Consider the following 23,861-nt stretch of genomic DNA (forward strand, 5'->3'; position numbering starts at 1 on the left):
TGTTGTGACCTGACAACGGCAAAACGTTTGGCGAAGGCTAAGATCGTTCGCACCTCATCGCCAGGAAGAGGCTATCCGTGAACACCGGCCACGACGATCTCGACGCATGGAAACGCCGCCGTACAGTGGAACTGGCGTTCGAGCTGGCCGATAGCGGCCGCTTCGACGACTTCACCGATATCGCCTACGCGCTGCAATTCGAGCGCGGCATGGCGACCGCGCAGGCGCTCATCGACGATCCCGAGATGCGCCGCGTGCTCAACCGGCGCTGCGCCGATGCGCGCGAGAAGCTCGCGCCGCTCCCCGAGCCGGAAGTCGAGCAGTTGGTCGTGCAGGAAGTCGTGCAGGAAGCTGCGATCGACGCATCGAACGATCATGCGCAAATGCCCGGCGCCGTCGACTTCCAGCGCGCGCCGTCTCTGCTTCGCCGCGCCTTGAATGTCGTATGGCGGCCCGGCAATGCGGGCGATCTCAATTCCGCCGCTTCCTGAGCGTTTCTTTTCGCCCGGCCGTGCGTTGCCGCACGATCGCACCGCGCCGGCATGATTTCCACGCCCCATTTGCGCACGAATGGCGGATTTGCACGACTTTTGCGCCCGGCAAAACCATTACACTTGTGGAAGCTGAACCATAAGCCCGGTTTGCGCACCTGTGCCTGTCCGGTGATTGAACTTCGAGGAGGAAATGTTCGTGGCTAACGAAAAAATGCTCGCGCAGATGGCTGAGAAGGATGGTTTCATTGCCGCGCTGGATCAAAGCGGCGGCTCGACGCCCGGCGCGCTGCGGCAATACGGAATTCCCGACGACGCCTATAACGGCGACGCCGACATGTTCAAGCTGATGCACGAAATGCGCGTGCGCATCATGACCGCGCCGTCGTTTTCGGGCAAGAAAGTCATCGGCGCGATTCTGTTCGAGCGCACGATGGACGGCGAAGCGGAAGGCAAGCCGGTGCCCACGTTTCTGTGGGAAGACCGCGGCGTCGTGCCGTTCCTGAAGGTGGATAAAGGCCTCGAAGCCGAAGCGGACGGCGTGCAGGTGATGAAGCCGATTCCCGGCCTCGACGATTTGCTCGCGCGCGCCGTGAAGCTCGGCATCTTCGGCACGAAAATGCGCTCGGTGATCCATCAGGCGAACGAGAAGGGCATCGCCGCGGTCGCCGCGCAGCAGTTCGAAGTGGGCGCGCAAATCATCAAGCACGGTCTCGTGCCGATTCTCGAACCCGAAGTGTCGATCAAGAGCCCGGACAAGAAGGGCGCGGAAAAATTCCTGCGCGACGAATTGCTCAAGGGCCTCAACGCGCTGCCGGAATCGAGCCAGGTGATGATCAAGCTGACCATCCCCGACGAAGCGGATTTCTATCGTCCGCTGATCGAGCATCCGCGCGTGGTGCGTGTCGTCGCGCTGTCGGGCGGTTACACGCGCAGCGACGCGTGCAAGAAGCTCGCGCAGAATCACGGCATGATCGCGAGCTTCTCGCGCGCGCTCATCAACGAGCTGAAGAAGTCGATGAGCGACAGCGAGTTCGACAAGACGCTCGAAACGTCGATCGACGAGATCTACGACGCGTCCGTCCAGAAGGTCTGATCGCTTGGCATCGGCATCGATACGCGCTAACCGGCGCGTTCGGTAGGCGGCGGCGTCTGCACGACGGGCGACGCCGCCCGCAAAATGTCCTCGCGCGTGCCGCTCTTCGGCGGATAGATGCGCTCGCCATTGATCGTGCGCTTCGTCGCCTTCGCCGTCTCGCCCTGCGTGACGAGCTTCCTGTCCCATCCTTCCGTGTACACCGCGCCCCACGGCCCGAGATCGCAGATGGTCGTGTACCAGTCGATCGACAGCGGCAGCATCTCCAGTCCGAACAGATCGCAGACGGCGTTGTTGCCCGCGTAACGTCCCATCGGCCGGCCATGCTGGCACGACATCACCGAAGGCCGCGTGCCGTCGATCAGAATGCGCGCGCAGTCGCCCGCCGCGAACACGCTCGGCACGCCTTCCGCGCGCAGGAACGTATCGACGGGCACGCGCCCGAGCGGATCGAGCGTGACTGGCAACTGACTCGCGAGCGCGTTCGCATGCATGCCGCCGCACCAGACGACCGTCGCGGCCTCGATACGCTCGCTCGCGGCGCCGTCGCTGAGCGTGACGCTCGCTTCATCGAGCGATTCGAGCGTGACGCCTGCGCGCACCTCGACATCCAGCGTCTTCAGAGCGCCTTCGATGACGGGCTGCGCGCCGCCCATCGATTGCGCGATCGTCGCTGAACGGTCCGCGAGCACCACGCGCACCTTGCCGCGATCCGCATCCGCGACGATCTCGCGCAACCGCGCCGGCAATTCCGCGGCGAGCTCGATGCCCGTCAGCCCCGCGCCGACCACGACCGCCGTATAGCGGCCCGGCGTGTCCGGCAATGCGGGCAGGGTCAGCAGATGCGCCTGCAGCTTGCACGCGCCCGCGTACGTATCGACATCGAAGGAATGGCAGTCGAGGCCGGGAATCGGCGGGCGCACGAGCACGCTGCCCGCCGCGAGAATCAGCCGGTCGTAGTCGAGCGATTCCGCCGTGCCCTCGCGTTCGATCGCCACGCGGCGAGTCGCGCTGTCGATCTGCGTCGCTTTAGCCTGAATCAGCTTCACGCCTGCCGGACCGAGCACGGTGTCGAGCTGCACGAGCGTTGGGTCGAGCGGCTGCTCGTAGTTGCGCACCCGCACGCTATGAAACGGCGCGGGATTGACGATGACGACTTCGGCTTCTTCGGTGCGGTTCAATTCGTCGAGCTTGCGCGCCGCCGAAAGCGCGCTCCACAGACCGGCGAAACCCGCGCCGATCACCAGGATTCGTTTCAAGATCATTCTCCTGAATAAACGATCGTTCGTGCCATGAACCGTGCGGAGCAGCCCGCTGCTTTGGTTATAGGCGATGCGCGCGTCGATTGGCTTTCCATTGCGCATGCCCGGATTAGTACGAATTTCGCCAAAAGTGATTTCGTCGTTTAGGTATTTACCCTAGGGCGTGTGATATCTAAACTTTGCTCAACGGTCGCAAACGAGCAAAGCAAAGCAAGGCAACGTGAGCGACAACTCGATAAATCAATGGATGGAGGAAAGAATCATGAACAAGCTCATCGGTATTGCAGCGGTCGCTCTGGCTTTTGCCGCTCCTGTCGCATCGTTCGCGCAATCGAATCAGCCCGTGACCCGCGCGCAAGTCCGCGCTGAAATCGTGCAACTGGAAAAGGCGGGCTATAACCCCGGCGTGGTCAGCGACTCGAAGTATCCCGCTGACATTCAGGCTGCCGAAGCGCGTATCGCCGCGCAAAACGGCACCGCGCAAAACGCGTTCGGCGGCGTGAGCGAAGGTTCGGCGCAATCCGGCGTACGCTCGGCTCAGGCCGACGTTTTCCCGACGTTCGCGCATCACTAAGCAACGCGGAAAGCAATGAAACGCGCCCGAGCGATCGGGCGCGTTTTGCATTTCACGGCATGAGCGGAAATCCGCCCGCAAAGGTCTCGCGCAAATAGCCGATGAACAGCGCGACCGCACGCGGCACATGCGGCGAATAAGGCCGCACCACGAAAAGCTGATCCGCGAATGCGCCGACCGGGCGCCATTCCGGCAGCAGCACCACGAGCTTGCCGGCCTGCACGGCGGCTTGCGCGGTGAAATCCGGCAATAGCGCAATGCCCAGATCGTCGAGCGCGGCATCGCGCAGCACTTCGCTGTTATTCGCCGCAAAAGGGCCGCTCACGGCGAGCGTGTAAGGCCCGGCGGAACTCTTGCGCCCGCCCTTCCTCTGGAACGACCAGATGCTCGACGCTTGCGGACGCGGATAGACCAGGCAATCGTGCGTGACGAGATCGTTGGGCGTCGCGGGCGTGCCGCGCCGCTTCAGATAGGCGCGCGTCGCGACGATCACCGAATGCGTGTCGCACAGTTTCCACGCGACGTGCGTATCCGGCACCTGCGCGCTGTGCCGCACCGCGAGATCGAAGCCTTCGCTCGCGATCGAGCTCAATTTGTCCGATGCTTCCAGTTGCACGCGCACTTCCGGATGCGCATGCAGAAACCCCGACATGCGCGGCACGAGCTGCTGCCGCGAAAAGGCCATGGGCGCGGTGACGCGGATCAGGCCGCGCGCGACGCCCGCCATCTCCTTCACGCTCAAAAAACTCGATGCGATGCGCTCGTACTGCCCGCGGGTGTCGTCGACGAGCCTGCGGCCCGCCTCCGTAAAGCGCACGCTGCGCGTCGTGCGCGTGACGAGCGGCACGCCCGCCGCGCGCTCCAGTTCGGCGATGCGCTGGCTCATGGCCGCTTTCGACACGTTCAGCCGCGCCGCCGCCGCCGTGTAGCTGCCTTGCTCCGCGAGCACGGTCAGCCAGTGCAAGTGGGTCCAGAGCGCTTCGATCTTTTGCTCGTCCATCGGCCGATTGTTTGTGGTTGCGAACAATGAGTTCAATCTTAGCGTCTTTGCAAGCCGCACGCGGATTCATACACTGCAGTCATCGCCCAAACATTCTTCAGGAGACGAGCATGACCGCAGCGTTCAACGACACCGCCGACGTCGTTCACTACATTCACGGCGAGCGCGTGCACGGCTCGTCCGCGCGCACGCAGCCGGTGTTCAACCCCGCGACGGGCGAGCGTCCGCGCAAGCTCGTGCTCGGCGAAGCCGCCGATGTCGATGCAGCCGTGGCGAGCGCGAAGTCCGCGTTCCCGGCCTGGCGCGACACGCCGCCGATCCGCCGCGCGCGCGTCATGCTGAAGTTTCTGGAACTGATGAACAAGCATCGCGACGAACTCGCCGCGATCATCACCGCCGAGCACGGCAAGGTGTTTTCGGATGCGCAGGGCGAAGTGTCGCGCGGCATCGACGTGATCGAATTCGCGTGCGGCATTCCGCAATTGCTGAAGGGCGACTACACCGATCAGGTTTCGACCGGCATCGACAACTGGACGCTGCGTCAGCCGCTCGGCGTCGTCGCGGGCATCACGCCGTTCAACTTCCCGTGCATGGTGCCGTGCTGGATGTTCCCGGTCGCGATCGCGGCGGGCAATGCGTTCATCCTGAAGCCGAGCGAACGCGATCCGTCGGCGTCGCTTTTCATGGCCGGTCTGTTGAAGCAAGCCGGCTTGCCCGACGGCATTTTCAACGTCGTGCAGGGCGACAAGGTCGTCGTCGATGCGCTGCTCACGCACCCGCAAGTGAAGGCGATCAGCTTCGTCGGCTCCACGCCGATCGCGAACTACATCTACGAAACGGGCGCGAAGCACGGCAAGCGCGTGCAGGCGCTCGGCGGCGCGAAGAATCATATGGTCGTGATGCCGGATGCGGATCTCGATCAGGCCGTCGATGCCTTGATCGGCGCGGGCTACGGTTCGGCGGGCGAGCGCTGCATGGCGATTTCGGTCGCGCTGCTGGTGGGCGATGTCGCCGACAAGATCGTGCCGAAACTCGCCGAGCGTGCAAAGGCGCTCAAGATCAGAAACGGCATGGAGTCCGATGCGGAAATGGGCCCGATCGTCACGCGCCAGGCGCTTGAGCGTATCGAAGGCTATATCGCGCTGGGCGTGGAAGAAGGCGCGCAACTCGTCGTCGATGGACGCGGCTACAAGGTGCCGGGCCACGAAGACGGCTTCTTCACGGGCGGCACGCTGTTCGATCACGTCACGCCGGACATGCGCATCTACAAGGAAGAGATCTTCGGGCCGGTGCTTGCATGCGTGCGCGTGAAGGACTTCAGCGAAGCGGTCGATCTCGTCAACGAGCACGAGTTCGGCAACGGCGTCGCATGCTATACGCGCGACGGTCATATCGCCCGCGAGTTCGGACGGCGTATCGAAGTGGGCATGGTCGGCATCAACGTGCCGATTCCGGTGCCGATGGCATGGCACGGCTTCGGCGGCTGGAAGCGCAGTCTGTTCGGCGACATGCACGCGTACGGCGAAGAGGGCGTGCGCTTCTATACGAAGCAGAAGTCGATCATGCAGCGCTGGCCCGAAAGCACGGAGAAGGGCGCCGAGTTCGCCATGCCGACGGCCAAGTAAGCGTCGAATACGTTCACGCGAACTCGCCCGCTTTTTCCTCGCCGGAAGAAGCGGGCGATTTTTTTTGGCGCGGCGCGGCCCATCTGTTCCTGCGCGTCACAACTCAAGTGCGATGGCGTCGGTTGACCGTGCGCCGCCAAGCGCGGAAGATGCACCGACAACGACGCGGAGCCAATCGACATGCAGCGGCAATTCGACGATCTCCTTCTCGGCAGCATCGAGCTTTTCTGCCTCGCGGCGGAGCTCGGCAGCTTCACGCTCGCGGCCACGGCGGCCAGCGTGACGCCCGCGGCGGTGAGCCGCTCTGTTGCGCGGCTGGAGAAGCGGCTCGACGTGCGGCTTTTCGTGCGCACGACGCGCCAGATTCGCCTGACCGATGCGGGCCGCCGCTACTTCGAGCAATGCCGCGACGCGCTCAATCGTCTCGCGGAAGCCGAGCGCGAAGCCACCGGGCAGCAGACGAGCCCGAAGGGCGTACTGCGCATCAGCATGCCGACGCCTTACGGCCACTATCGCGTGCTGCCGCTGCTCGCGGAATTCCGTGCGCGTTACCCGGATGTCACGGTAGAAGCGCATCTGAGCAATCGCAACATCGACTTCGCGGACGAAGGCTTCGATCTCGCGATACGCGGACGCGCGCCGCGCGATTCCGGTCTCATCGCGCGCAAGCTGGAAGATGCGGAGCTCGTCGTGGTGGCGTCGCCCGCCTATCTGAAGCGCGCGGGCGTGCCGAAGACGATCGAAGATCTGATCGATCACGAATGCATCCAGTTCGAGATGCCGAGCACGGGACGCCCCGTGCCGTGGCTTTTCATGCAGAACGGCGAGCCGGTGGACATGACGACGAACGCGAGCTACGGCACCTCCGGCGATGCGCTCGCGGGCATTCCGCTCGCGCGCAGCGGCGCGGGCCTCTTCCAAATTTATCGCTTCACCGTCGAAGACGATTTGCGCGCGGGCACGCTCACCGAAGTGCTGCGCGACTTCGGCGGATGCAGCCGGCCGTTCATCCTGCTGTATCCGCATGGCCGGCATTTATCGTCGCGCGTGCGGGCTTTCGTGGATTTCATCGTCGAGAAGCTCGTCACGCGCTGATTCATGCAACGCAGGCAACGCAAGCAACGCAGGCAACGATTACAGGACGCACAGTCATGAGCAAGAACGCATTGTTATCGCGACTCGGCATCGATACGCCGATCATTCAGGCGCCGATGGCCGGCGTGACCACGCCCGCGCTCGCGGCGGCCGTATCGAACGCGGGCGGGCTCGGCTCGCTCGGCGTCGGCGCGATGAACGCCGAGGCCGCGCGCAAGGCGATCCGCGAGACGCGCGCGCTGACCGGCAAGCCGTTCAACGTCAACGTGTTCTGTCACGCACCCGCGAAGGCCGACGCCGCGGTCGAACAAGCATGGAACGCGTGGCTCGCGCCCGTCTTCGCGCAATTCGGCGCGACGCCGCCGGACAAGCTGAACGAGATCTATACGAGCTTCGTCGTCGATGAAGCGATGCTGAAGGTGTTCGTCGAAGAGAAGCCGGCGGTCGTGAGCTTTCATTTCGGCTTGCCGTCGAAGGACTATATCGACGCCTTGCGGGGCGCGGGCATCACGTTGATCGCGTCCGCGACCAATCTTCGCGAGGCGGAGCAGGTCGCGGCGGCGGGCATGGATGCGATCGTCGCGCAGGGCATCGAAGCGGGCGGGCATCGCGGCATCTTCGACCCGCAGGCCGACGACGACAACCTCGGCGTCTTCGCGCTGACGCGCCTGCTCGCCAGTAGGTTCGATGTGCCAGTGATTGCGTCGGGCGGCATCATGGACGGTGCGGGCATTGCGGCGGCGCTCGCGCTCGGCGCGCAGGCGGCGCAGCTCGGCACGGCCTTCGTGCCCTGCACGGAGACATCGATCGATGCCGGATACCGGCGCGCCATTCTGAGCGGGGCCGCCAACCGCACGACGTTCACGTCGGCGATCTCGGGGCGCAAGGCGCGCAGTCTCGTCAACAGGTTCACGGAACTGGGCCGCGACCCGCAAGCGCCCGCGATTCCCGCCTATCCGGTGACGTACGACGCGGGCAAAGCGCTGCACGCGGCGGCCAAGGCGAAGGATGAGTTCGGTTACGGCGCGCAATGGGCGGGACAGGCCGCTGCGCTCGTGCGCGAGTTGCCCGCCGCCGAACTGATGGCGCGGCTGCAGGCGGAGCTCGAGGAGAGCATCGCGGGTTTGCAGCGCTATGCGGCGCGCTGACCGAAAAAACGCGGCTACGCCAAGCATCTGACTCAGATCAACGGCGCGCGGCATCGCGCATCGTTTGACTCAGATCAATCGCCGGAGCGCTCGCGGGAATAGAGTGGGTCCGTCCCAGTCACTGCATTCCACGCGAGAGGAGCTCGAAGATGAAGGCACTCGTCTATCACGGTCCGGGAAAGAAATCGCTCGACGAGCGCCCCGCGCCGACGCTCGCCGCCGCCACCGACGCGATCGTGCGCGTGACGCACACGACCATCTGCGGCACCGATCTGCATATCCTCAAAGGCGACGTGCCGAGCTGCGAGCCGGGCCGAGTGCTGGGGCACGAAGGCGTGGGCGTGGTCGAGCAGGTCGGCGCGGCGGTGTCCGCGTTCGGGCCGGGCGATCGCGTGCTGATCTCGTGCATCTCGTCGTGCGGCAAATGCGAGGCGTGCCGGCGCGGCATGTATTCGCACTGCGCGACGGGCGGCTGGATTCTCGGCAACAAGATCGACGGCACGCAGGCCGAATACGTGCGCATTCCGCATGCGGATACGAGCCGAGCCTCTATCGCGTGCCGCCCGGCGTCGAGGAAGAAGCGCTCGTCATGCTCTCGGACATCCTGCCGACGGGCTTCGAATGCGGCGTGCTCAACGGCCGCGTTCAGCCGGGGAGCACGGTCGCGATCGTCGGCGCGGGACCGATCGGCCTCGCGGCGCTGCTCACGGCGCAGTTCTACGCGCCGGCGCAGATCATCATGATCGATCGCGACAAGCATCGTCTCGAAGTCGCGCGCACTTTCGGCGCGAGCGCGTGCATCGATATCGCGCAGACGGACCCGGCGGCCGAGACGCTGCGCCTCACCGATGGCGCGGGCGTGGACTGCGCCGTGGAGGCGGTCGGCGTGCCGGCGTCGTTCGAGCTGTGCCAGGCGATCGTCGCGGCGGGCGGGACCATCGCCAACGTGGGCGTGCACGGCGTCAAGGCCGACCTGCATCTGGAGACGCTGTGGGATCGCAACATCGCCATCACGACGCGGCTCGTCGACACGGTCAGCACGCCGATGCTTCTCAAAACCGTGCGCGCGGGCCGACTGAAGCCGAAGCAGCTCATCACGCATCGCTTCACGCTGGACCGTGTGCTCGATGCCTACGACACCTTCGGCAAGGCGGCCGAGACGGGCGCGCTGAAGGTCATCATCGAGATGGCGTGACGCGCCACGGGGAGAGCAAATCATGTCGAAAGTGCTGGTGGTGTGCTACTCGCGCGGCGGCACGACGCACGCCGCGGCCACGGAACTGGCCGTGCGCCTTCACGCCGACTTCGAAGCGATCACCGAGCCGGTCGATCGCTCCGGCGCGGCGGGTTGCGTGCGCGCGATGCTCGATACGCTTTTCGCGCGCGACGTGGCCTTGAATCCGCTGCAGCGCGATGTCGCTGCTTACGAGATCGTCGTCATCGGCACGCCGGTCTGGGCGGGGCGAGTGAGCGCGCCGGTGCGCGCGTGGCTTGCCGCCAACCGGCGCAGGCTGCCGCACGTCGCCTTTCTCTGCACGCAGCACATGCGCGGCGACGCCGGCGCTTTCAGGGAAATGGCGCAGCTCGCCGGGAAGCAGCCGGTCGCGCGCTGCGCGCTCACGGCCGCGCACGGCGCGAAGGATCAGCGCCGCGTCATGGATACCTTCGTGGAGCGCATCGGGCGCAAGCTCGCGCGCATCGACAATCTCGAATGGGCGGTTTGAGCGCAACGCGCGCGAGCCGGAATCGTCATGTATCGGAATATCCTGGTTGCGCTCGACGGCAGCGAATCGTCGCAGCGGGCGCTCGATGAAGTGCTGCGCATCGGCGCGTCGCCGGGCACATGCGTGCGCCTCGTGCACGTCTCGGATACGTCGGCGCTGGCGTCGTATCCGGTCCACTACAGGCGGCAAGTGCAGGGCGCGGCGCAACGCGTGCTGAACGCCGCGCAGGAACGGCTGCGCGAAGCGGGCATCGCGTGCGATTCGAAGCTGGAGGAAACCCGCACGCCGGACGATTCCATCGCCCTCACGCTGCAGCGCTGCGCGGAGCACATGCACGCCGATCTCGTCGTGATGGGCACGCACGGGCGCGGCGGCTTGACGCGGCTCGTGCTCGGCAGCGTCGCCGAAGCTTTCCTGCGGCGCTCGACGTGCGCGGTGCTGCTCATGCGCTCTGCGTCGCAAACCTGAGCGACGATGCGCACGTCCTTGCCGCGCGCATCGACCACGCCCATCTTCTGCAGCCGGGAGAACATGCGGCCGTCCGGGATAGCTGCCGATTTCCTCGCGCGTCATGCGCGGCCAGCGCTCATCCGGTTGACGTCTCGGCGGCCTGTTCCGCCTCGCGTCCCGGCACGAGCAGGACTGGACAGCGCGCCACCCGCATGAAGCCCTCGGCGACGCTGCCCAGCACGAGCCGCCGCAAGCCGCGACGTCCGTGCGTGCCCATGACCACGAGTTCGGCCCCGAAGTCTTCGGCGCACCGCGCGATGCACGCGGCGATGTCGTCGCCCGTCAGCGAAAGCTCGGCGATGCGCGGCGCGCCCGACACGCCCTCGCGCGCCATGCGCTGCACCGCTTCCGAAGTCAGTCGATGGCCTTCTTCGAGCAGCGTGCGGCGGATGTCGGGATAGAACGCGGCCGTGGCGTCATAGACGACCGGGTGCAGATCGACCACATAGAGCGCCTGCAGCACCGCGTTGCCGGCGCGCGCGATCCTGATCGCCTCGTCGAACGCGTGCGCGGAGGTCGCGCTCCCGTCGATCGGCGCGAGTATGCGGCTGTACATGGCGAACTCCCTGAGTGGACGGCATGCGAAGACGATGCGTCGATTCGCTTCGGACGCCGTTGATCTGGATCAACCGGACGCGCGTGGGGCGAGCCCGTCGAGCGGAATATCGACATCGATGCGAAAGCCTTCGCCCGGCGCGCTGCGAAACGCGATCACGCCGCCAAGCTGCCGCACGCGCTCGCCCATGCCGAGCAGCCCGAAAGCGCTGGCCGCGCGCGGCTGGTCGAGCGCGGCACCGCGCCCGTCGTCCTCGACGGACAAAGTGCAGCGATCCGTCGCACACGTCATGACGATGCGCACTTCGCTCGCCTGCGCATGCCGCACGACATTGGTGAGCGCTTCCTGCACGAGCCGGAATATCGACGTGGACGCCGCCGCGTCGAATTCGGCTTCCTCGCCGCCGATGTCCAGATCGATGCGAATCCCGTAACGGCGGCGAAAGTCGTTGACGAGCCAGTCGATGGCGGCGAACAGGCCGAGGTCGTCGAGCACCGGCGGGCGCAACCCCGCCGCGATCCGTCTGACCGAGGCGATGACCGTGTCGATCTGCGTCTCCATCGCGCGCGTTTGCGTCAGCGCGTGCCGCGCGAAGCCGTCCGCGCCGGCGTTCGCATCGAGCGTGGCGAGCTGCATCTTGAGCGCGGCGAGCTGTTGCCCGAGATCGTCGTGCAACTCCCGCGCAATCGATGCGCGCTCGTTCTCCAGCGCCGTCTGAACGTGCGCCGACAACGCGCGCGCATGCTGCAGTTCGGCCAGGCGCAGGCGGTCGGTCATGTCGCGCGTGACCTTGGCGAAGCCGATCAGCGCGCCCTGCGCATCGCGCAGCGCGGTGATGACGACATTGGCCCAGAAGCGCGTCGAATCGCGGCGCACGCGCCAGCCTTCGTCCTCGACACGGCCCGTGTGCGCCGCGGCGGCCAGTTCCTTTTGCGGCTTGCCGGCCGCGATATCTTCGGGCGGGTAGAAGACCGAAAAATGCCGGCCGACGATGTCCTGCGCGTCATAGCCCTTGATGCGTTTCGCGCCGTTGTTCCAGGTCGCGACGCGGCCCTCTGCGTCCAGCAGGAAGATCGCGTAATCCTCGACGGATTCGACCAGCAGGCGGAAATGCGCGTCGGATTGCAGCGGCGAGGCGGCGGCGGGATTGTCGGGCGTACCGTCAGGCGTGCGCATCGCGAATCTCCGGTGGCAAGGTTCTGTCACGGGCTGGGGAGCGCCGCCACTTTATCTGCGTCCCAGTGTAGTCGCACGGGAAAAATCCGTCACGCGCGGGTGCGACATCGGGACACTGCGGCGAATTCGCGGCGTTTGACTCAGGTCAAGCGTGAAAAGGGCGAGCGTCCGTAAAGTGATTGCGTGCTCCCGCAAGTCCCGAGCAGACAAGCTCGACCGACATTCCCACCATCCGGAGTCTGTGATGCAAGCACGTGACGTAATGACTTCCAGCGTCGTTTCCGTGGCGCCCGAAACGACGATTCATGAACTGGCGAAGCTGCTCGTGCAGCACCATATCAGCGCGGCGCCCGTCGTCGACAAGAACGGGTATGTGATCGGCGTGATCAGCGAGGGCGATCTGCTACGCCGCGAAGAGATCGGCACCGAGAAAGAGGTACGCCGCCGCGCGTGGTGGCTGGACATGCTCTCCGATGGCGGCGCGGCCGACTACATCAAGTCGCATGCGCGCACGGTGGGCGAGATCATGAGCCGCGATCCGGTGTGCGTGCGTGAAGACACGTCGCTCGCGGAGATCGCCGCGGTGCTCGAAAGCCGTCACATCAAGCGTGTGCCGGTGTTGCGCGAGGGGCGGCTCGTCGGCATCGTCAGCCGGTCGAATCTGGTGCAGGCGCTGGCATCGGCGCTCGTGGTCGAGTCCGCGCCCGACGCGCGGGCCAGCGACGCCGAAATTCGCGCAATGCTGATGGGCGATCTCGCGGGGCGCGGCTGGGCGTTTCCCGGACGCGATATCGTCGTGAAGGACGGCATCGTGCATCTGTGGGGAACGGTATGGTCGGGCGATCAGCTCGACGCCATGCGGATCGCATCGGAAAGCATTCCGGGCGTGAAGCGCGTGGTCGATCACACGATTCCTTATCCGATCATGCCGGGACTCTGATGGAGCGGCATCGTTAACGGCATCGCCGGCGCTTTCTTTAGCGTCCCGCGATGCCGCCGCGCATGAGAATGAAGAGGAAAACCACTAAAGAGGAATTTGCGGGGTAAACCCGCGTCATGTCACGCACCTGTCACGCCTGAATCGAATAATCCCCGGCGCCCGAACCCGCATGACACAGCAACGGGCCGGTCGCTCACCGCGACACGTATCGCCACGAAACCGGGGATTCACACATGACCATACGTCATCGCATAGTCTTGCTCGTCGTCCTGATGCTGACGGCGCTCGCTGCGATCGGCGGCTATGCCGTCAAGCAGACTCGCGACAGTTCAAAGGAAGTGCATCAGGTCACGCAAGGCGTCGTGCCGAGCGCGCTCGCTTCGGCCGATCTCGTCTCGCAGGTCAAGGACGTGCAGATCGCGACGATGACGCTCGTCTACGCGCCCGATGCGCAGATCGCCGCGCAGGCGCGCGAGCTGCTCGCCACGCGCGAAAGCACGCTCAAGGGCGCGCTCGATCTTCAGGAAAAGGCCGCGGCCAGCCCCGCGCAAAAGGGCCTCGTCGCGCAGGCCCGCGAAAGTCTCGCGAATTACTTCGACGCGATCAAACAGACCGGGCAGATGCAGGAAGCCGGCAAGAGCGCATTGGCGCAGGCCTTTTTATTCGCGAACGTCGCGCAGTACAAGGACGAGCTTCAGGGCATCGTCGAGACCTTGCGCATCGAGAAGGACCGTCAGAAGGACGCCGCCATCGACACGCTGAACGACGCGCTCGCGACGACGAGCGTGACCCTCGCGGCGGCGACGGGCGTGGCGGTCGCGATTCTCGTCGGCATCAGCGTGTTGCTCTATCGGCAGATTTCGCTGCCGCTTTCGCGCATGCAGACGATGATGAGCGAGATCGCATCGAGCCAGGACTTCACGCGCCGCGTGCCGGTGGAACGCATGGACGAGATCGGCTGCTCGATCGTCGCGTTCAACGGCATGATCGCGAAGATTCAGGAAAGCTCGCTTCAGTTGAAGCAGCGCACCGCCGACATTCAGGCGATGTTGCAGAACATGCCGCAGGGCATTCTCACGATCGTGCCGGGCGCGGCGATTCATCCGGAATACTCCGCGTTCCTCGAAGCCATTTTCGAAACGCGCGATCTCGCGGGCCGCCCGGTGATGGATGTCGTGTTCCGTAACTCGGACATAGGCAGCGACGCGTTGGCGCAAGTGGCTGCGGCCATCGATTCATGCCTTGGCGAAGACATCATGAACTTCGATTTCAACCGGCATCTGCTCGCCGATGAAGTCGTCAAGGACATGGGCGACGGCAGAAGCAAAGTGCTCGATCTGAGCTGGTCCGCGATCACGAACGAGGAAGGCGTGATCGCGCGCCTCATGCTGTGCGTGCGCGACGTGACCGAGCTGAAAGCGCTCGCGGCCGAAGCGGGCGAGCAGCGGCGCAGACTCGACATGATCGGCGAGGTGCTCGCGATCAGCCAGGAGAAGTTCGAGCGCTTCATGCAAAGCGCGACGAGTTTTGTCGGCGAGAACGAGCGCATCATTCGCGAGCACGACATTCCGAGCAAGGAAGCGATCGCGCAATTGTTCCGCAACATGCATACCGTGAAAGGCAATGCGCGCACCTATAGCCTTCAGCATCTGACGGGCGTCGTGCACGATACCGAGCAGCGTTACGACGCGCTGCGCCAGCCGGACGGCAATGCGCACTGGAACCGCGAGGACATGATCGCCGATCTCGACCGCGTGAGAGCGGCGCTGCAAAGTTATGCGACCGTCAACGAGGTCAGTCTCGGCCGCAAGACAGCGGGCGCGCGCGACGATGCGGCGAGCGATTCGACGGAGAGCCTCGAAAGCGCGCTCGATGCGCCGCTTCGATCGTTGCCTTCGCTGGCGCGGGAACTCGGCAAGGAAGCGCCGCGCGTCGACATCGACGATAACGGCTGCCGCATCGGCAAGGCGTTTTCGGAACCGCTCGCGAACGTCTTCACGCATCTCCTGCGCAACAGCATCGACCACGGCATCGAGACGGCGAGTGAACGCGTCGCGCTCGGCAAGACGGCGGCGGGCAGCATCCGGATCGAAGCGCAGATCGTGGACGATGCATTGCGCATCGCGCTGGCCGACGATGGCCGCGGACTTGCGCTCGGCAAGATCCGCGCGAAAGCGATCGAACGCGGCTGGATCGACGCGCACGCGCACGTTGCCGATGAAGCACTCGCGGAGTTCATTTTTCGCGCGGGATTCTCGACGGCGCAAAGCGTGACCGAAGTATCGGGACGCGGCGTCGGCATGGACGCCGTGCGCGAGTTCGTCGCGCGCGAGGGCGGGCGCATCGAGTTGCGCTTTACGGACGAGGAATGTGGCGCCGCGTATCGCATGTTCGAAACCGTAGTCGTTTTGCCCGTGCATGTGGCCGTTGAAAACACGCAAGCCGTGACTGGATAAAGAAGGTGATTGCAATGGAGTACAAGTGGATGGCGGCCTGCGTGGGCGCGTTGATCGTTGTGGCGTTTCTGGTTTGGGCACGACACGGCAGAAACAGGCGTCTTGGCGAGCAGCTTGCGCAAGTAGAGGCGGTGCGGCAGCGGCTCGAAGCGATCGATGCGGCGCATCGCGACGAATTGAAAGCGTGCGGCGAGCGCGCCGATGGCATGACGGGCCTGGCCGCATCGCTGCAAAGCAGGCTTGATCGCGCGCAGGCGGAGCGCGAGGACTTGCGGCTCAAACTCGATGCGGCGCATGCGCAAGCGGACGAATGGCTGCGGCAAGCGTCCGCTATCGCCGATGAAGCCGCGCGGCTCAAGGCGCTCTCGCTCACCTTCGAGCGCTGGCACGAACAGATGATCTCGCTGATGGCGCAGAACCGCGACATGCACACGAAGAATCAGGAGCTTTCGTCGATCGTGCAGCATGTGCTGATCGTGTCGCTGAATGCATCCATCGAGGCGGCGCGCGCGGGCGCGGCGGGGCGCGGATTCTCCATCGTGGCGAGCGAAGTGCGTGCGCTGGCCTCGCGTTCGCAGGAGTTGTCGAAGAGCTATCGCGACAGTCTGCTGCGCAACGACCTGACGACTGCCGCGACGTTTCAGGACATTCAGGCGGGTGGGAAGATGATCACTGCATCGCTCGGTAGCGTCGAGATGCTCGCGGGCCGGTTTCAATCGACGATCGAAAAGGCGGCCGCGTGATTTCAGACGAGGCGAAGCGCAGTATCGAACAGATATTCGAGCATGCCGCGGTTTCGCGGCTGAGTCCGCGAGAACAGGCGCGCATGGAAATCACACAAGTCGACGCGGCGCGGCATCGCGACACGCTGCAACCGAATGCGCTGGTGCTGACGATCTCGTCGTTCACGTTCCGTATGCTTTTCGTTCTGCACTACGCGGATGATGCCGCGACGCGCGCATGTTATCCCGGCACGGACGATAACCGGTCTCTCTCCGATAGCCTGATGGAACGCGTCAACCTGTGCTGCGGTTCGATGAATCAGCAATTGATCGCGCATTTTCCCGATCTCGGCATGTCCACGCCGTATGCGTTGAGCAGCCGCTGTATCGACTTCATCGACGAACTGAGGCCCGATCACGTCTGGTTCTATGACCTGCGGCCGGGCGAATCGGCGCGCCTGGGCGTCACGCTTTGCGTGTGCGCGAAGGCGGCGATGGACTTTTCGTCGGGCGAGATGGAAGAGCAGGGCGAAGGCGAACTCGAACTGTTCTGACGCAAGCAACATCAAGCAACACAATTCGAAATGACACGCGCCCCCGAGGCGCAAGGATAAGCACTCATGGCCAAGGTTTTGGTAGTGGACGATTCCAGCACGGTTCGCGATGAAGTCGCGGGCTTCCTGAAGAACAACGGACTCGACGTGGCGACGGCGGTGGACGGCAAGGACGGCCTCGCGAAGTTGCGCGCGGATGCGGGCATTCGCCTGATCGTCAGCGATGTGAACATGCCGAACATGGACGGCCTGACGATGGTCGAGAAGATTCGCGGCGAGCTTGCGAATCAGACGGTCAATGTAATCATGCTCACGACCGAAAGCAGCCCGGCGATGAAGGAACGCGGCAAGGCAGCAGGCGTGAAAGGATGGATCGTCAAGCCGTTCAAGGGCGAGGCGGTGATCGCGACGTTCACGAAACTGGCCTCGTGAGCAGAGACGCCACGCGCTAGAGTTGTGCCTCGATCGCTGCTTTATCGATGACTGACCATACGCGTTCTATCTTTCCATCGCGGAATTCATAAAACACGTTCTCGCAAAACGACACGCGCTTGCCGTCGATATCGAGGCCGAGGAAGCGCGACTTCGGCGTGCACTCGAACTGCAATCGGCACGCGATGAGCGGCGGCTGTGCAATCAACAGTTGAATGTCAAAGAACAGATCGGGAATCTCGCGGACATCTCTTTCCAGCATCGCCCGGTAGTCATCGACTGTGAGCGCACGTCCGTTGTACTGCAGGTCGTCATGTACGAACGTGCCGAGCTTCTGCCAGTCTCGCGCATTCAAGCAGGCGATGTATGCACGATAGAGATCCGAAAGCGCTGATGTGTTCATGTTGTCCTTGTCTGCGATAGCTTTGCGATAAGCGGCCTCGCGCGAGGCGCGGCCCGCGGTCGAAGTCGTGAAGGCAGTGTACGGCTGCCCAAAGAGGCCGGACCGGACGATTTTGCGTCCCGTTTCACGAGCCATCAGTTTTGTTTATCGGGCTATCGGCTGCGCGGGCGCCGGCTAGTGCCCGCTCGGCCTTTTCCCAACTGGCTTTCATCAAGTCAGAAGCCCATTCAGAAAGCAAAAACTCTGGTTTACGCGTAGTACCCGGCACAGCGCGTTCCTCCTACGCTTCGGCTTCAGTTTCCCTGAAGCAAGGAGCAGCGCACATGGCACGGATCATCGGCGGAATCGCCGCATCGCACACGCCGACTATCGGTTTCGCATTCGACAAGAACAAGCGCGACGATCCAGTCTGGGCGCCGATCTTCGATAACTTCGCGCCGCTCGCGAACTGGCTCGCGGAAAAGCAGCCGGACGTAATCGTCACGATCTACAACGACCACGTCACGTCGTTCTTCTTCGATCATTACTCCGCGTTCGCGCTGGGCGTCGGTCCCGAATGGCGTGTCGCGGACGAAGGCGGCGGCGCGCGCGATCTGCCGCCGATCAAAGGTCATCCCGCCCTCGCCGCGCACATCGGGACGTCGCTGATGACCGATGAATTCGACATGTCGTTCTTCCAGAACAAGGCGCTGGATCACGGCTGCTTTTCGCCGCTCTCCATGCTCTGCCCGCACAAGCCCGAGTGGCCGGTCAGGCTCGTGCCGTTGCAGATGGGCGTGCTGCAATTGCCCGTGCCGAGCGCGCGCCGCTTCTACAAGCTCGGTCAGGCGCTGCGCCGCGCGATCGAAAGTTATCCGGAAGATATCAAGGTTGCGATTCTCGCGACGGGCGGTCTTTCGCATCAGGTGCATGGCGAACGTTCGGGCTTCAACAACACGGAATGGGATGCGCGCTTTCTCGATCTCTTCGAACGCGATCCCGAGCAGCTCGCGGACATGACCATCGCCGAATATGCGGCGCTCGGCGGTTACGAAGGTGCGGAAGTGATCATGTGGCTCACGATGCGCGGCGCGTTGTCCAGCAATGTCGTGTGCAAGCATCGCAGCTATTACTTGCCCTCGATGGCGGGTATCGCAACCGCGATCTACGAGGGCGAGGACAGCGAGACCAGGCCCGCGATCGTCGAGCGGCATCGTCAGAAGATGGCCGTGCAGCTCGCCGATGTCGACAAGCTCGAAGGCACCTATCCGTTTTCGATCGAAACGGCCGTGCGTGCGTATCGCATCAACGATTATCTGCATCGCATGGTCGAGCCCGCGCATCGCGAAGCCTTCAAAGCCGATGAAGAGGCGAGCTACGAAGCCTTCGGGCTCTCCGAGCTGGAGCGCGATCTCATTCGCCGGCGCGACTGGCGCGGCCTGCTTCATTACGGCGTGATCTTTTTCATGCTCGAAAAGCTCGGCGCGGTGACGGGCGTATCGAATCTGCATATCTATGCCGCGATGCGCGGCGAAACGCTCGAAGCGTTCCAGAAGACGCGCAACGCGCCCGGCGCACTGTATTCGGTTGCCGGAAAGGGCGGCGGCAAGCTCGACTGGGACAAGGCGGACGAAGGCAGGAAATAACGCAAGACATTGCACGGGGACAGGAGACGACATATGAAAAGCGGTAAAACCATCGATATCAAGGCCTTCATCGACGAGCGGCCCATTTCCGCCTACCAGTGGTTGCTGGTGGCGCTCTGCTTTCTGATCGTGATGGCCGACGGCATGGACGTTGCGATCATGGGCTTCGTCGCGCCATCGATCATTGCGGACTGGCATATCTCGCGCCCCGCATTCGGTCTCGTGATGAGCGCGGCGCCTATCGGTCTCGTGATCGGCGCGCTCGCGGCGGGGCCGGCATCGGATCGCATTGGACGCAAGTGGGTGCTGATCACGTCCGTGTTTCTCTTCGGCGTGTTCACCATTGCGACCGCGTTCACGAATTCGCCTGCAAGCATGGCGGCGCTGCGTCTTCTGACGGGCATCGGCCTCGGCGCGGCGATGCCGAACACGACCACGCTGCTTTCCGAATACGCGCCGCAACGCAAGCGCGCGCTGCTTATCACGGTTATGTTCACCGGCTTCAATCTCGGCTCGGCATTGATCGGTTTCGTCGCGGGCTGGCTGATTCCGGCGCATGGCTGGCGTTCGGTGCTGATTTTCGGCGGCGCATTGCCGCTCGTGCTGATTCCGCTGCAAATCTGGCTGCTGCCCGAATCGGCGCGTCTGCTGGCGGTGCGCGGCGCGACGCCGGCGCGCATCGGCAAGGTGCTCGGCCGCGTGTGCGGCGCGCGCTTCGACGGCACGCATACGTTCGTATCGAACGAACCGCCGCTGCCGACCAAGAAGCCTATTGGCGTCTTGTTTTCGCAGGGTTATGGCCTGATGACGGCGGCGCTGTGGGTCACGTATTTCATGGGCCTGCTCGTGATTTATCTGCTGACGGGCTGGCTGCCGACGTTGATGAAGGACGCGGGCCTCACCGTGACCGCGGCGGCGAACGTCACCGCGATGTTCCAGATCGGCGGCACGATCGGCGCGATCATCGTCGGCTGGGTGATGGACAAGCAGCGTCCCGCGCCGGTTATCAGCGCGGCGTATCTCGGTGGGGCGGTGTGCGTGCTCGGGCTCGCGTGGATTGGCGCGTTGTCGTCGTCGCTGGCGGTGCTTGTGTTTGCGGCTGGTTTTTGCATGAGCGGGGCGCAGACTGGTCTCAATGCTTTTGCGCCGGGACGGTATCCGACTGTTGCGCGTGCTACTGGGGTGAGCTGGATGCTCGGGATGGGGCGCTTTGGCAGTATTTTCGGTTCGGCATTCGGTGGCGCGTTGCTTGGGCTTGGATGGGAATTCGGCGCGATTCTCGCGATGCTTGCGGTGCCTGCTACGTTGGCTGCGGTTGCTATTCTCGTTGCGCAGCGGAAGCAGGGGGATGATGAGGCCCAGGCGCGGGCTCGTATTGCGGGTTGAGGGTTTTTTGGGTTTTTGGTTTTCGTGGTGGAACTTGCTTTGTTGTTGGTTTATTAGCACTGCCCCTCCCCGGGGCGGGGGTAACTTTCTTTGCTGCTGCAAAGAAAGTCACCAAAGAAAGCAGCTTTGTCACCGCCCGCGGTCACACGTAGTTTGGCCACTTTTCTCCTCGGGGATCGGCCCTCGCCTAAAGAGTGCCCTCGAAGGACTAATCAGGCGTGGATCGCGCACGGTCTGACTAACCACTACTTTGCGGGCGCTGGTTCAGCACGAAATAGCTTCGGCACAGCGCTACGCGCTGCCGCTGGGGATGCAAGGGAAACCAGCGAACACGAACGCACTCGCATACCCGATTAACCCATCGGCCGCGAAGCGGGCTGGAACTTGAAATGGCTGTACCCGTTAGTTAAGCGGCGCGATGTGACGGACCGTGCGCGATCCAAGCCCGGTCGGTCCTTTGGGGGCACTCTTTAGGCGAGGCCGTTCCCCGAGGAGAAGAATGGCCAACGTGCGTGTGACCGCGGGCGGTGAGAAAGCTGCTTTCTTTGGTGACTTTCTTTGCAGCAGCAAAGAAAGTTACCCCCGCCCCGGGGAGGGGCAGTGCTAATAAACCGACATGAACTCAGGATTCCATAGAAGTGCCAAAGCAAGCAAAAGCAAAGCAGAGGAAACAGAAAACATGATCATCGACATTCACGGCCACTACACGACCGCCCCCAAGGCGCTAGAGGGTTGGCGAAACCGCCAAATCGCCGCCATCAACAGCCCCTCGGAAAAACCCGCGATCTCCGAGCTAAAAATCACCGACGATGAACTCCGCGAATCGATCGAAAGCAATCAGCTTCGCCTCATGCGCGACCGCGGCCTCGATCTCACCATCTTCAGCCCACGCGCGAGTTTCATGGCGCATCACATCGGCGACTTCGAAGTGTCGAGCACATGGGCCGCGATCTGCAACGAGCTGTGCTATCGCGTGAGCCAGTTGTTTCCCGATAGCTTCGTCCCAGCAGCGATGCTGCCGCAAAGCCCAGGCGTAGATATCTCGACCTGCATTCCAGAACTCATAAAGTGCGTCGAGCAATACGGCAATGTCGCGATCAACCTGAACCCGGACCCGTCGGGCGGACACTGGACGAGCCCGCCGTTATCGGACCGCTATTGGTATCCGATCTACGAGAAGATGGTCGAGTACGACATTCCCGCGATGATTCACGTCAGCACGAGCTGCAACGCCTGCTTTCATACGACGGGTGCGCATTACCTGAACGCCGACACGACCGCGTTCATGCAATGCCTCACGTCCGATCTGTTCCGCGATTTTCCGACGCTCAAGTTCGTGATTCCACACGGCGGCGGCGCGGTGCCGTATCACTGGGGACGTTTCCGCGGCCTCGCGCAGGAGCTGAAAAAGCCTTTGCTGAAGGAGCATTTGCTGCAGAACATGTTCTTCGATACATGCGTGTATCACCAGCCCGGCATCGATCTGCTGACGCGCGTGATTCCCGTCGACAACATCCTGTTCGCGAGCGAGATGATCGGCGCGGTACGCGGCATCGATCCTGAAACGGGGCACTATTTCGACGACACGAAGCGCTATGTCGAGGCGGCGAATATCGAGCCCGAAGCGCGCTACAAGATTTATGAAGGCAACGCGCGCCGCGTGTATCCGCGACTGGATGCGGCGCTCAAGGCAAAGGGACGCTGATATGTACGAACTCGGAGTGGTATATCGCAACATCGATCGCGCGGATGCGCAAGCCGCCGATAAGCTCGGTGCGCTCGGCTCGGCCACGGTGCATGAAGCAATGGGCCGTGTCGGCCTGATGAAGACCTACATGCGGCCCATCTATACCGGTGCGCAGGCAAGCGGCAGCGCGGTTACGGTGCTGCTGCAGCCGGGCGACAACTGGATGCTGCACGTCGCGGCCGAACAGATCAGACCAGGCGATATCGTCGTCGCCGCATGCACGACGGACAACACCGACGGCTTCTTCGGCGACCTGCTCGCGACAAGCTTCAAGGCACGCGGCGCGCGGGCGCTCATCATCGATGGCGGCGTGCGCGACGTGCGCGTGCTGACGGAGATGAACTTCCCGGTCTGGAGCAAGGCCATCTCCGCGAAAGGCACGGTGAAGGCCACGCTCGGCTCGGTGAACATTCCCGTCGTGTGCGCGGGCGCGTGGGTGACGCCGGGCGATGTGATCGTCGCGGATGACGATGGGGTCGTCGTCGTGCCTTCGGCAGCCGCGCGGCAAGTGCTCGACAAGGCGATCGCGCGCGAGGCGCTCGAAGAAGAGAAGCGCGCGAAGCTCGCGAGCGGCGTGCTGGGCCTCGATATGTACAAGATGCGCGAGCCGCTCGAAAAGGCCGGCCTGCGCTATATCGACTGATGCCAATGAAGATCAACGGCATCTCCTCGATGGCCACGCGCCAGGTGCTCAACGATCTCGCTTCCGCTTACGAAGCGCGATCGGGGCAGCGCGTCGCGTTCGAATCGACAGGCGGCGTCGCGGCGTTCAAGCGAGTCGAGGAAGGCGAGGCGTTCGATATCGTCGTGCTGGCCGCCGATGCGATCGCGCGTCTCGCAGCAAGCGGGCGCGTCGATGCGCATAGCCGCGTGCGCATCGCGCGCTCGGGTATCGCGATCGCGGTGGCGTGCGGTGCGCCGCATGCTTCCATCGACGACGAAGCCGCCGTGCGCGAAGCAGTACTCGCGGCACGCAGCATCGGCTATTCGACGGGGCCGAGCGGCGCGCATCTCATGCGTCTGTTCGAGCGCTGGGGTATCGGAGCACGCATTGCGTCGCGCATCGTGCAGGCGCCGCCGGGCGTCGCGGTGGGCACGCTGATCGCGCAAGGCGAGGTCGAGTTGGGCTTTCAGCAGATGAGCGAGATGACCGGCGTTGCAGGCATCGACGTGCTCGGCATGTTGCCGTCCGCGATACAAGCGCTGACGGTGTTCGAAGGCGCGGTATGCGCGAAGGCGAGCGCGGCGGCGCCTGCGCGCGAGTTTTTGAAGTTCGCAACTTCATCGGACGCGGACGCCGCCAAAACGCGTCACGGCATGGAATCGGTACGATAAGGAA

General features: G+C 63.8%; 23 protein-coding genes and 1 pseudogene. 19 read left to right on the forward strand and 5 right to left on the reverse strand.

What is annotated here, in order from left to right:
• Positions 1–77: 77 nt before the first annotated feature.
• Complete coding sequence (locus AWB70_RS12865) at positions 78–491, forward strand: hypothetical protein (RefSeq protein ID WP_053571649.1); 414 nt, start codon at positions 78–80, stop codon at positions 489–491.
• Positions 492–690: 199 nt separating this feature from the next.
• Positions 691–1,587 (forward strand): fructose bisphosphate aldolase, encoded by an 897-nt coding sequence (locus AWB70_RS12870; protein ID WP_053572112.1) that lies wholly within the window; start codon positions 691–693, stop codon positions 1,585–1,587.
• Positions 1,588–1,613: 26 nt separating this feature from the next.
• Here AWB70_RS12870 and AWB70_RS12875 read toward each other — a convergent pair whose 3' ends face one another.
• Positions 1,614–2,846: an NAD(P)/FAD-dependent oxidoreductase gene (locus AWB70_RS12875; protein WP_087086270.1), complete on the reverse strand. Its 1,233-nt coding sequence runs from the start codon at positions 2,844–2,846 to the stop codon at positions 1,614–1,616.
• A gap of 265 nt (positions 2,847–3,111) precedes the next feature.
• Between AWB70_RS12875 and AWB70_RS12880 the strand changes: the two genes are divergently transcribed.
• Complete coding sequence (locus AWB70_RS12880) at positions 3,112–3,423, forward strand: DUF4148 domain-containing protein (protein ID WP_053571648.1); 312 nt, start codon at positions 3,112–3,114, stop codon at positions 3,421–3,423.
• 52 nt (positions 3,424–3,475) lie between these two features.
• On the opposite strand, the gene AWB70_RS12885 is transcribed toward AWB70_RS12880, so the two are convergent.
• On the reverse strand, positions 3,476–4,423 hold the full coding sequence (locus AWB70_RS12885; RefSeq protein WP_014252760.1) for a LysR family transcriptional regulator: 948 nt from the start codon (positions 4,421–4,423) through the stop codon (positions 3,476–3,478).
• Between the two features lie 110 nt (positions 4,424–4,533).
• On the opposite strand from AWB70_RS12885, the gene AWB70_RS12890 reads away from it, so the two are divergent.
• The 6 genes and pseudogenes from AWB70_RS12890 (at position 4,534) to AWB70_RS12915 (ending at position 10,483) form a co-directional block, all read left to right on the forward strand.
• The gene (locus tag AWB70_RS12890) at positions 4,534–6,048 is read left to right on the forward strand and encodes a CoA-acylating methylmalonate-semialdehyde dehydrogenase (RefSeq protein WP_053571647.1); all 1,515 of its coding nucleotides are present in this window, start codon (positions 4,534–4,536) and stop codon (positions 6,046–6,048) included.
• Between the two features lie 180 nt (positions 6,049–6,228).
• The gene (locus tag AWB70_RS12895; protein ID WP_053571646.1) at positions 6,229–7,143 is read left to right on the forward strand and encodes a LysR family transcriptional regulator; all 915 of its coding nucleotides are present in this window, start codon (positions 6,229–6,231) and stop codon (positions 7,141–7,143) included.
• A 56-nt stretch (positions 7,144–7,199) separates the two neighbouring features.
• Positions 7,200–8,291, forward strand: a complete 1,092-nt coding sequence (locus AWB70_RS12900) for an NAD(P)H-dependent flavin oxidoreductase (protein ID WP_053571645.1) — start codon at positions 7,200–7,202, stop codon at positions 8,289–8,291.
• A gap of 149 nt (positions 8,292–8,440) precedes the next feature.
• Positions 8,441–9,486 (forward strand): annotated as a pseudogene (locus tag AWB70_RS12905) (zinc-dependent alcohol dehydrogenase family protein).
• Between the two features lie 22 nt (positions 9,487–9,508).
• On the forward strand, positions 9,509–10,015 hold the full coding sequence (locus AWB70_RS12910; RefSeq protein WP_014252755.1) for a flavodoxin family protein: 507 nt from the start codon (positions 9,509–9,511) through the stop codon (positions 10,013–10,015).
• A gap of 27 nt (positions 10,016–10,042) precedes the next feature.
• The gene (locus tag AWB70_RS12915) at positions 10,043–10,483 is read left to right on the forward strand and encodes a universal stress protein (RefSeq protein ID WP_053571644.1); all 441 of its coding nucleotides are present in this window, start codon (positions 10,043–10,045) and stop codon (positions 10,481–10,483) included.
• Positions 10,484–10,601: 118 nt separating this feature from the next.
• On the opposite strand, the gene AWB70_RS12920 is transcribed toward AWB70_RS12915, so the two are convergent.
• Together AWB70_RS12920 and AWB70_RS12925 are read right to left on the reverse strand one after the other, a co-directional pair.
• Entirely contained in the window at positions 10,602–11,081 is a 480-nt protein-coding gene (locus AWB70_RS12920) for a universal stress protein (protein WP_053571643.1), read from the reverse strand.
• A 69-nt stretch (positions 11,082–11,150) separates the two neighbouring features.
• Positions 11,151–12,257 carry a PAS domain-containing sensor histidine kinase gene (locus AWB70_RS12925; protein WP_060854095.1) on the reverse strand — a complete coding sequence of 369 codons (1,107 nt, stop codon included), beginning with the start codon at positions 12,255–12,257 and terminating at the stop codon, positions 11,151–11,153.
• A 244-nt stretch (positions 12,258–12,501) separates the two neighbouring features.
• Between AWB70_RS12925 and AWB70_RS12930 the strand changes: the two genes are divergently transcribed.
• From AWB70_RS12930 to AWB70_RS12950, 5 genes are all read left to right on the forward strand, one after another.
• Entirely contained in the window at positions 12,502–13,197 is a 696-nt protein-coding gene (locus AWB70_RS12930) for a CBS domain-containing protein (RefSeq protein ID WP_053571642.1), read from the forward strand.
• Positions 13,198–13,430: 233 nt separating this feature from the next.
• Complete coding sequence (locus tag AWB70_RS12935; RefSeq protein WP_053571641.1) at positions 13,431–15,653, forward strand: ATP-binding protein; 2,223 nt, start codon at positions 13,431–13,433, stop codon at positions 15,651–15,653.
• A 14-nt stretch (positions 15,654–15,667) separates the two neighbouring features.
• Positions 15,668–16,396, forward strand: a complete 729-nt coding sequence (locus tag AWB70_RS12940; RefSeq protein WP_053571640.1) for a methyl-accepting chemotaxis protein — start codon at positions 15,668–15,670, stop codon at positions 16,394–16,396.
• 83 nt (positions 16,397–16,479) lie between these two features.
• Complete coding sequence (locus tag AWB70_RS12945; protein ID WP_235024231.1) at positions 16,480–16,929, forward strand: hypothetical protein; 450 nt, start codon at positions 16,480–16,482, stop codon at positions 16,927–16,929.
• A 66-nt stretch (positions 16,930–16,995) separates the two neighbouring features.
• A complete protein-coding gene (locus AWB70_RS12950; protein WP_053571638.1) occupies positions 16,996–17,361 on the forward strand; it encodes a response regulator in 366 nt (121 codons plus the stop codon).
• A gap of 16 nt (positions 17,362–17,377) precedes the next feature.
• Here AWB70_RS12950 and AWB70_RS12955 read toward each other — a convergent pair whose 3' ends face one another.
• Positions 17,378–17,764, reverse strand: coding sequence for an ester cyclase (locus AWB70_RS12955; RefSeq protein ID WP_053572110.1), 387 nt, complete (start codon positions 17,762–17,764; stop codon positions 17,378–17,380).
• Between the two features lie 323 nt (positions 17,765–18,087).
• Here AWB70_RS12955 and AWB70_RS12960 point away from each other — a divergent pair, with 323 nt between their 5' ends.
• From AWB70_RS12960 to AWB70_RS12980, 5 genes are all read left to right on the forward strand, one after another.
• Positions 18,088–19,389: a gallate dioxygenase gene (locus AWB70_RS12960; protein WP_053571637.1), complete on the forward strand. Its 1,302-nt coding sequence runs from the start codon at positions 18,088–18,090 to the stop codon at positions 19,387–19,389.
• Between the two features lie 33 nt (positions 19,390–19,422).
• On the forward strand, positions 19,423–20,775 hold the full coding sequence (locus AWB70_RS12965; protein ID WP_053571636.1) for an MFS transporter: 1,353 nt from the start codon (positions 19,423–19,425) through the stop codon (positions 20,773–20,775).
• Positions 20,776–21,454: 679 nt separating this feature from the next.
• Positions 21,455–22,480 (forward strand): amidohydrolase family protein, encoded by a 1,026-nt coding sequence (locus AWB70_RS12970; RefSeq protein WP_053571635.1) that lies wholly within the window; start codon positions 21,455–21,457, stop codon positions 22,478–22,480.
• Position 22,481: 1 nt separating this feature from the next.
• Positions 22,482–23,165, forward strand: coding sequence for a 4-carboxy-4-hydroxy-2-oxoadipate aldolase/oxaloacetate decarboxylase (ligK, locus tag AWB70_RS12975; RefSeq protein ID WP_053571634.1), 684 nt, complete (start codon positions 22,482–22,484; stop codon positions 23,163–23,165).
• Positions 23,165–23,857, forward strand: coding sequence for a substrate-binding domain-containing protein (locus AWB70_RS12980; RefSeq protein WP_053571633.1), 693 nt, complete (start codon positions 23,165–23,167; stop codon positions 23,855–23,857). Before ligK ends, AWB70_RS12980 begins: the two co-directional genes overlap by 1 nt.
• The last annotated feature ends 4 nt before the right edge of the window (positions 23,858–23,861 follow it).

This window comes from Caballeronia cordobensis (assembly GCF_001544575.2).
Taxonomy (GTDB): Bacteria; Pseudomonadota; Gammaproteobacteria; order Burkholderiales; family Burkholderiaceae; genus Caballeronia; species Caballeronia cordobensis.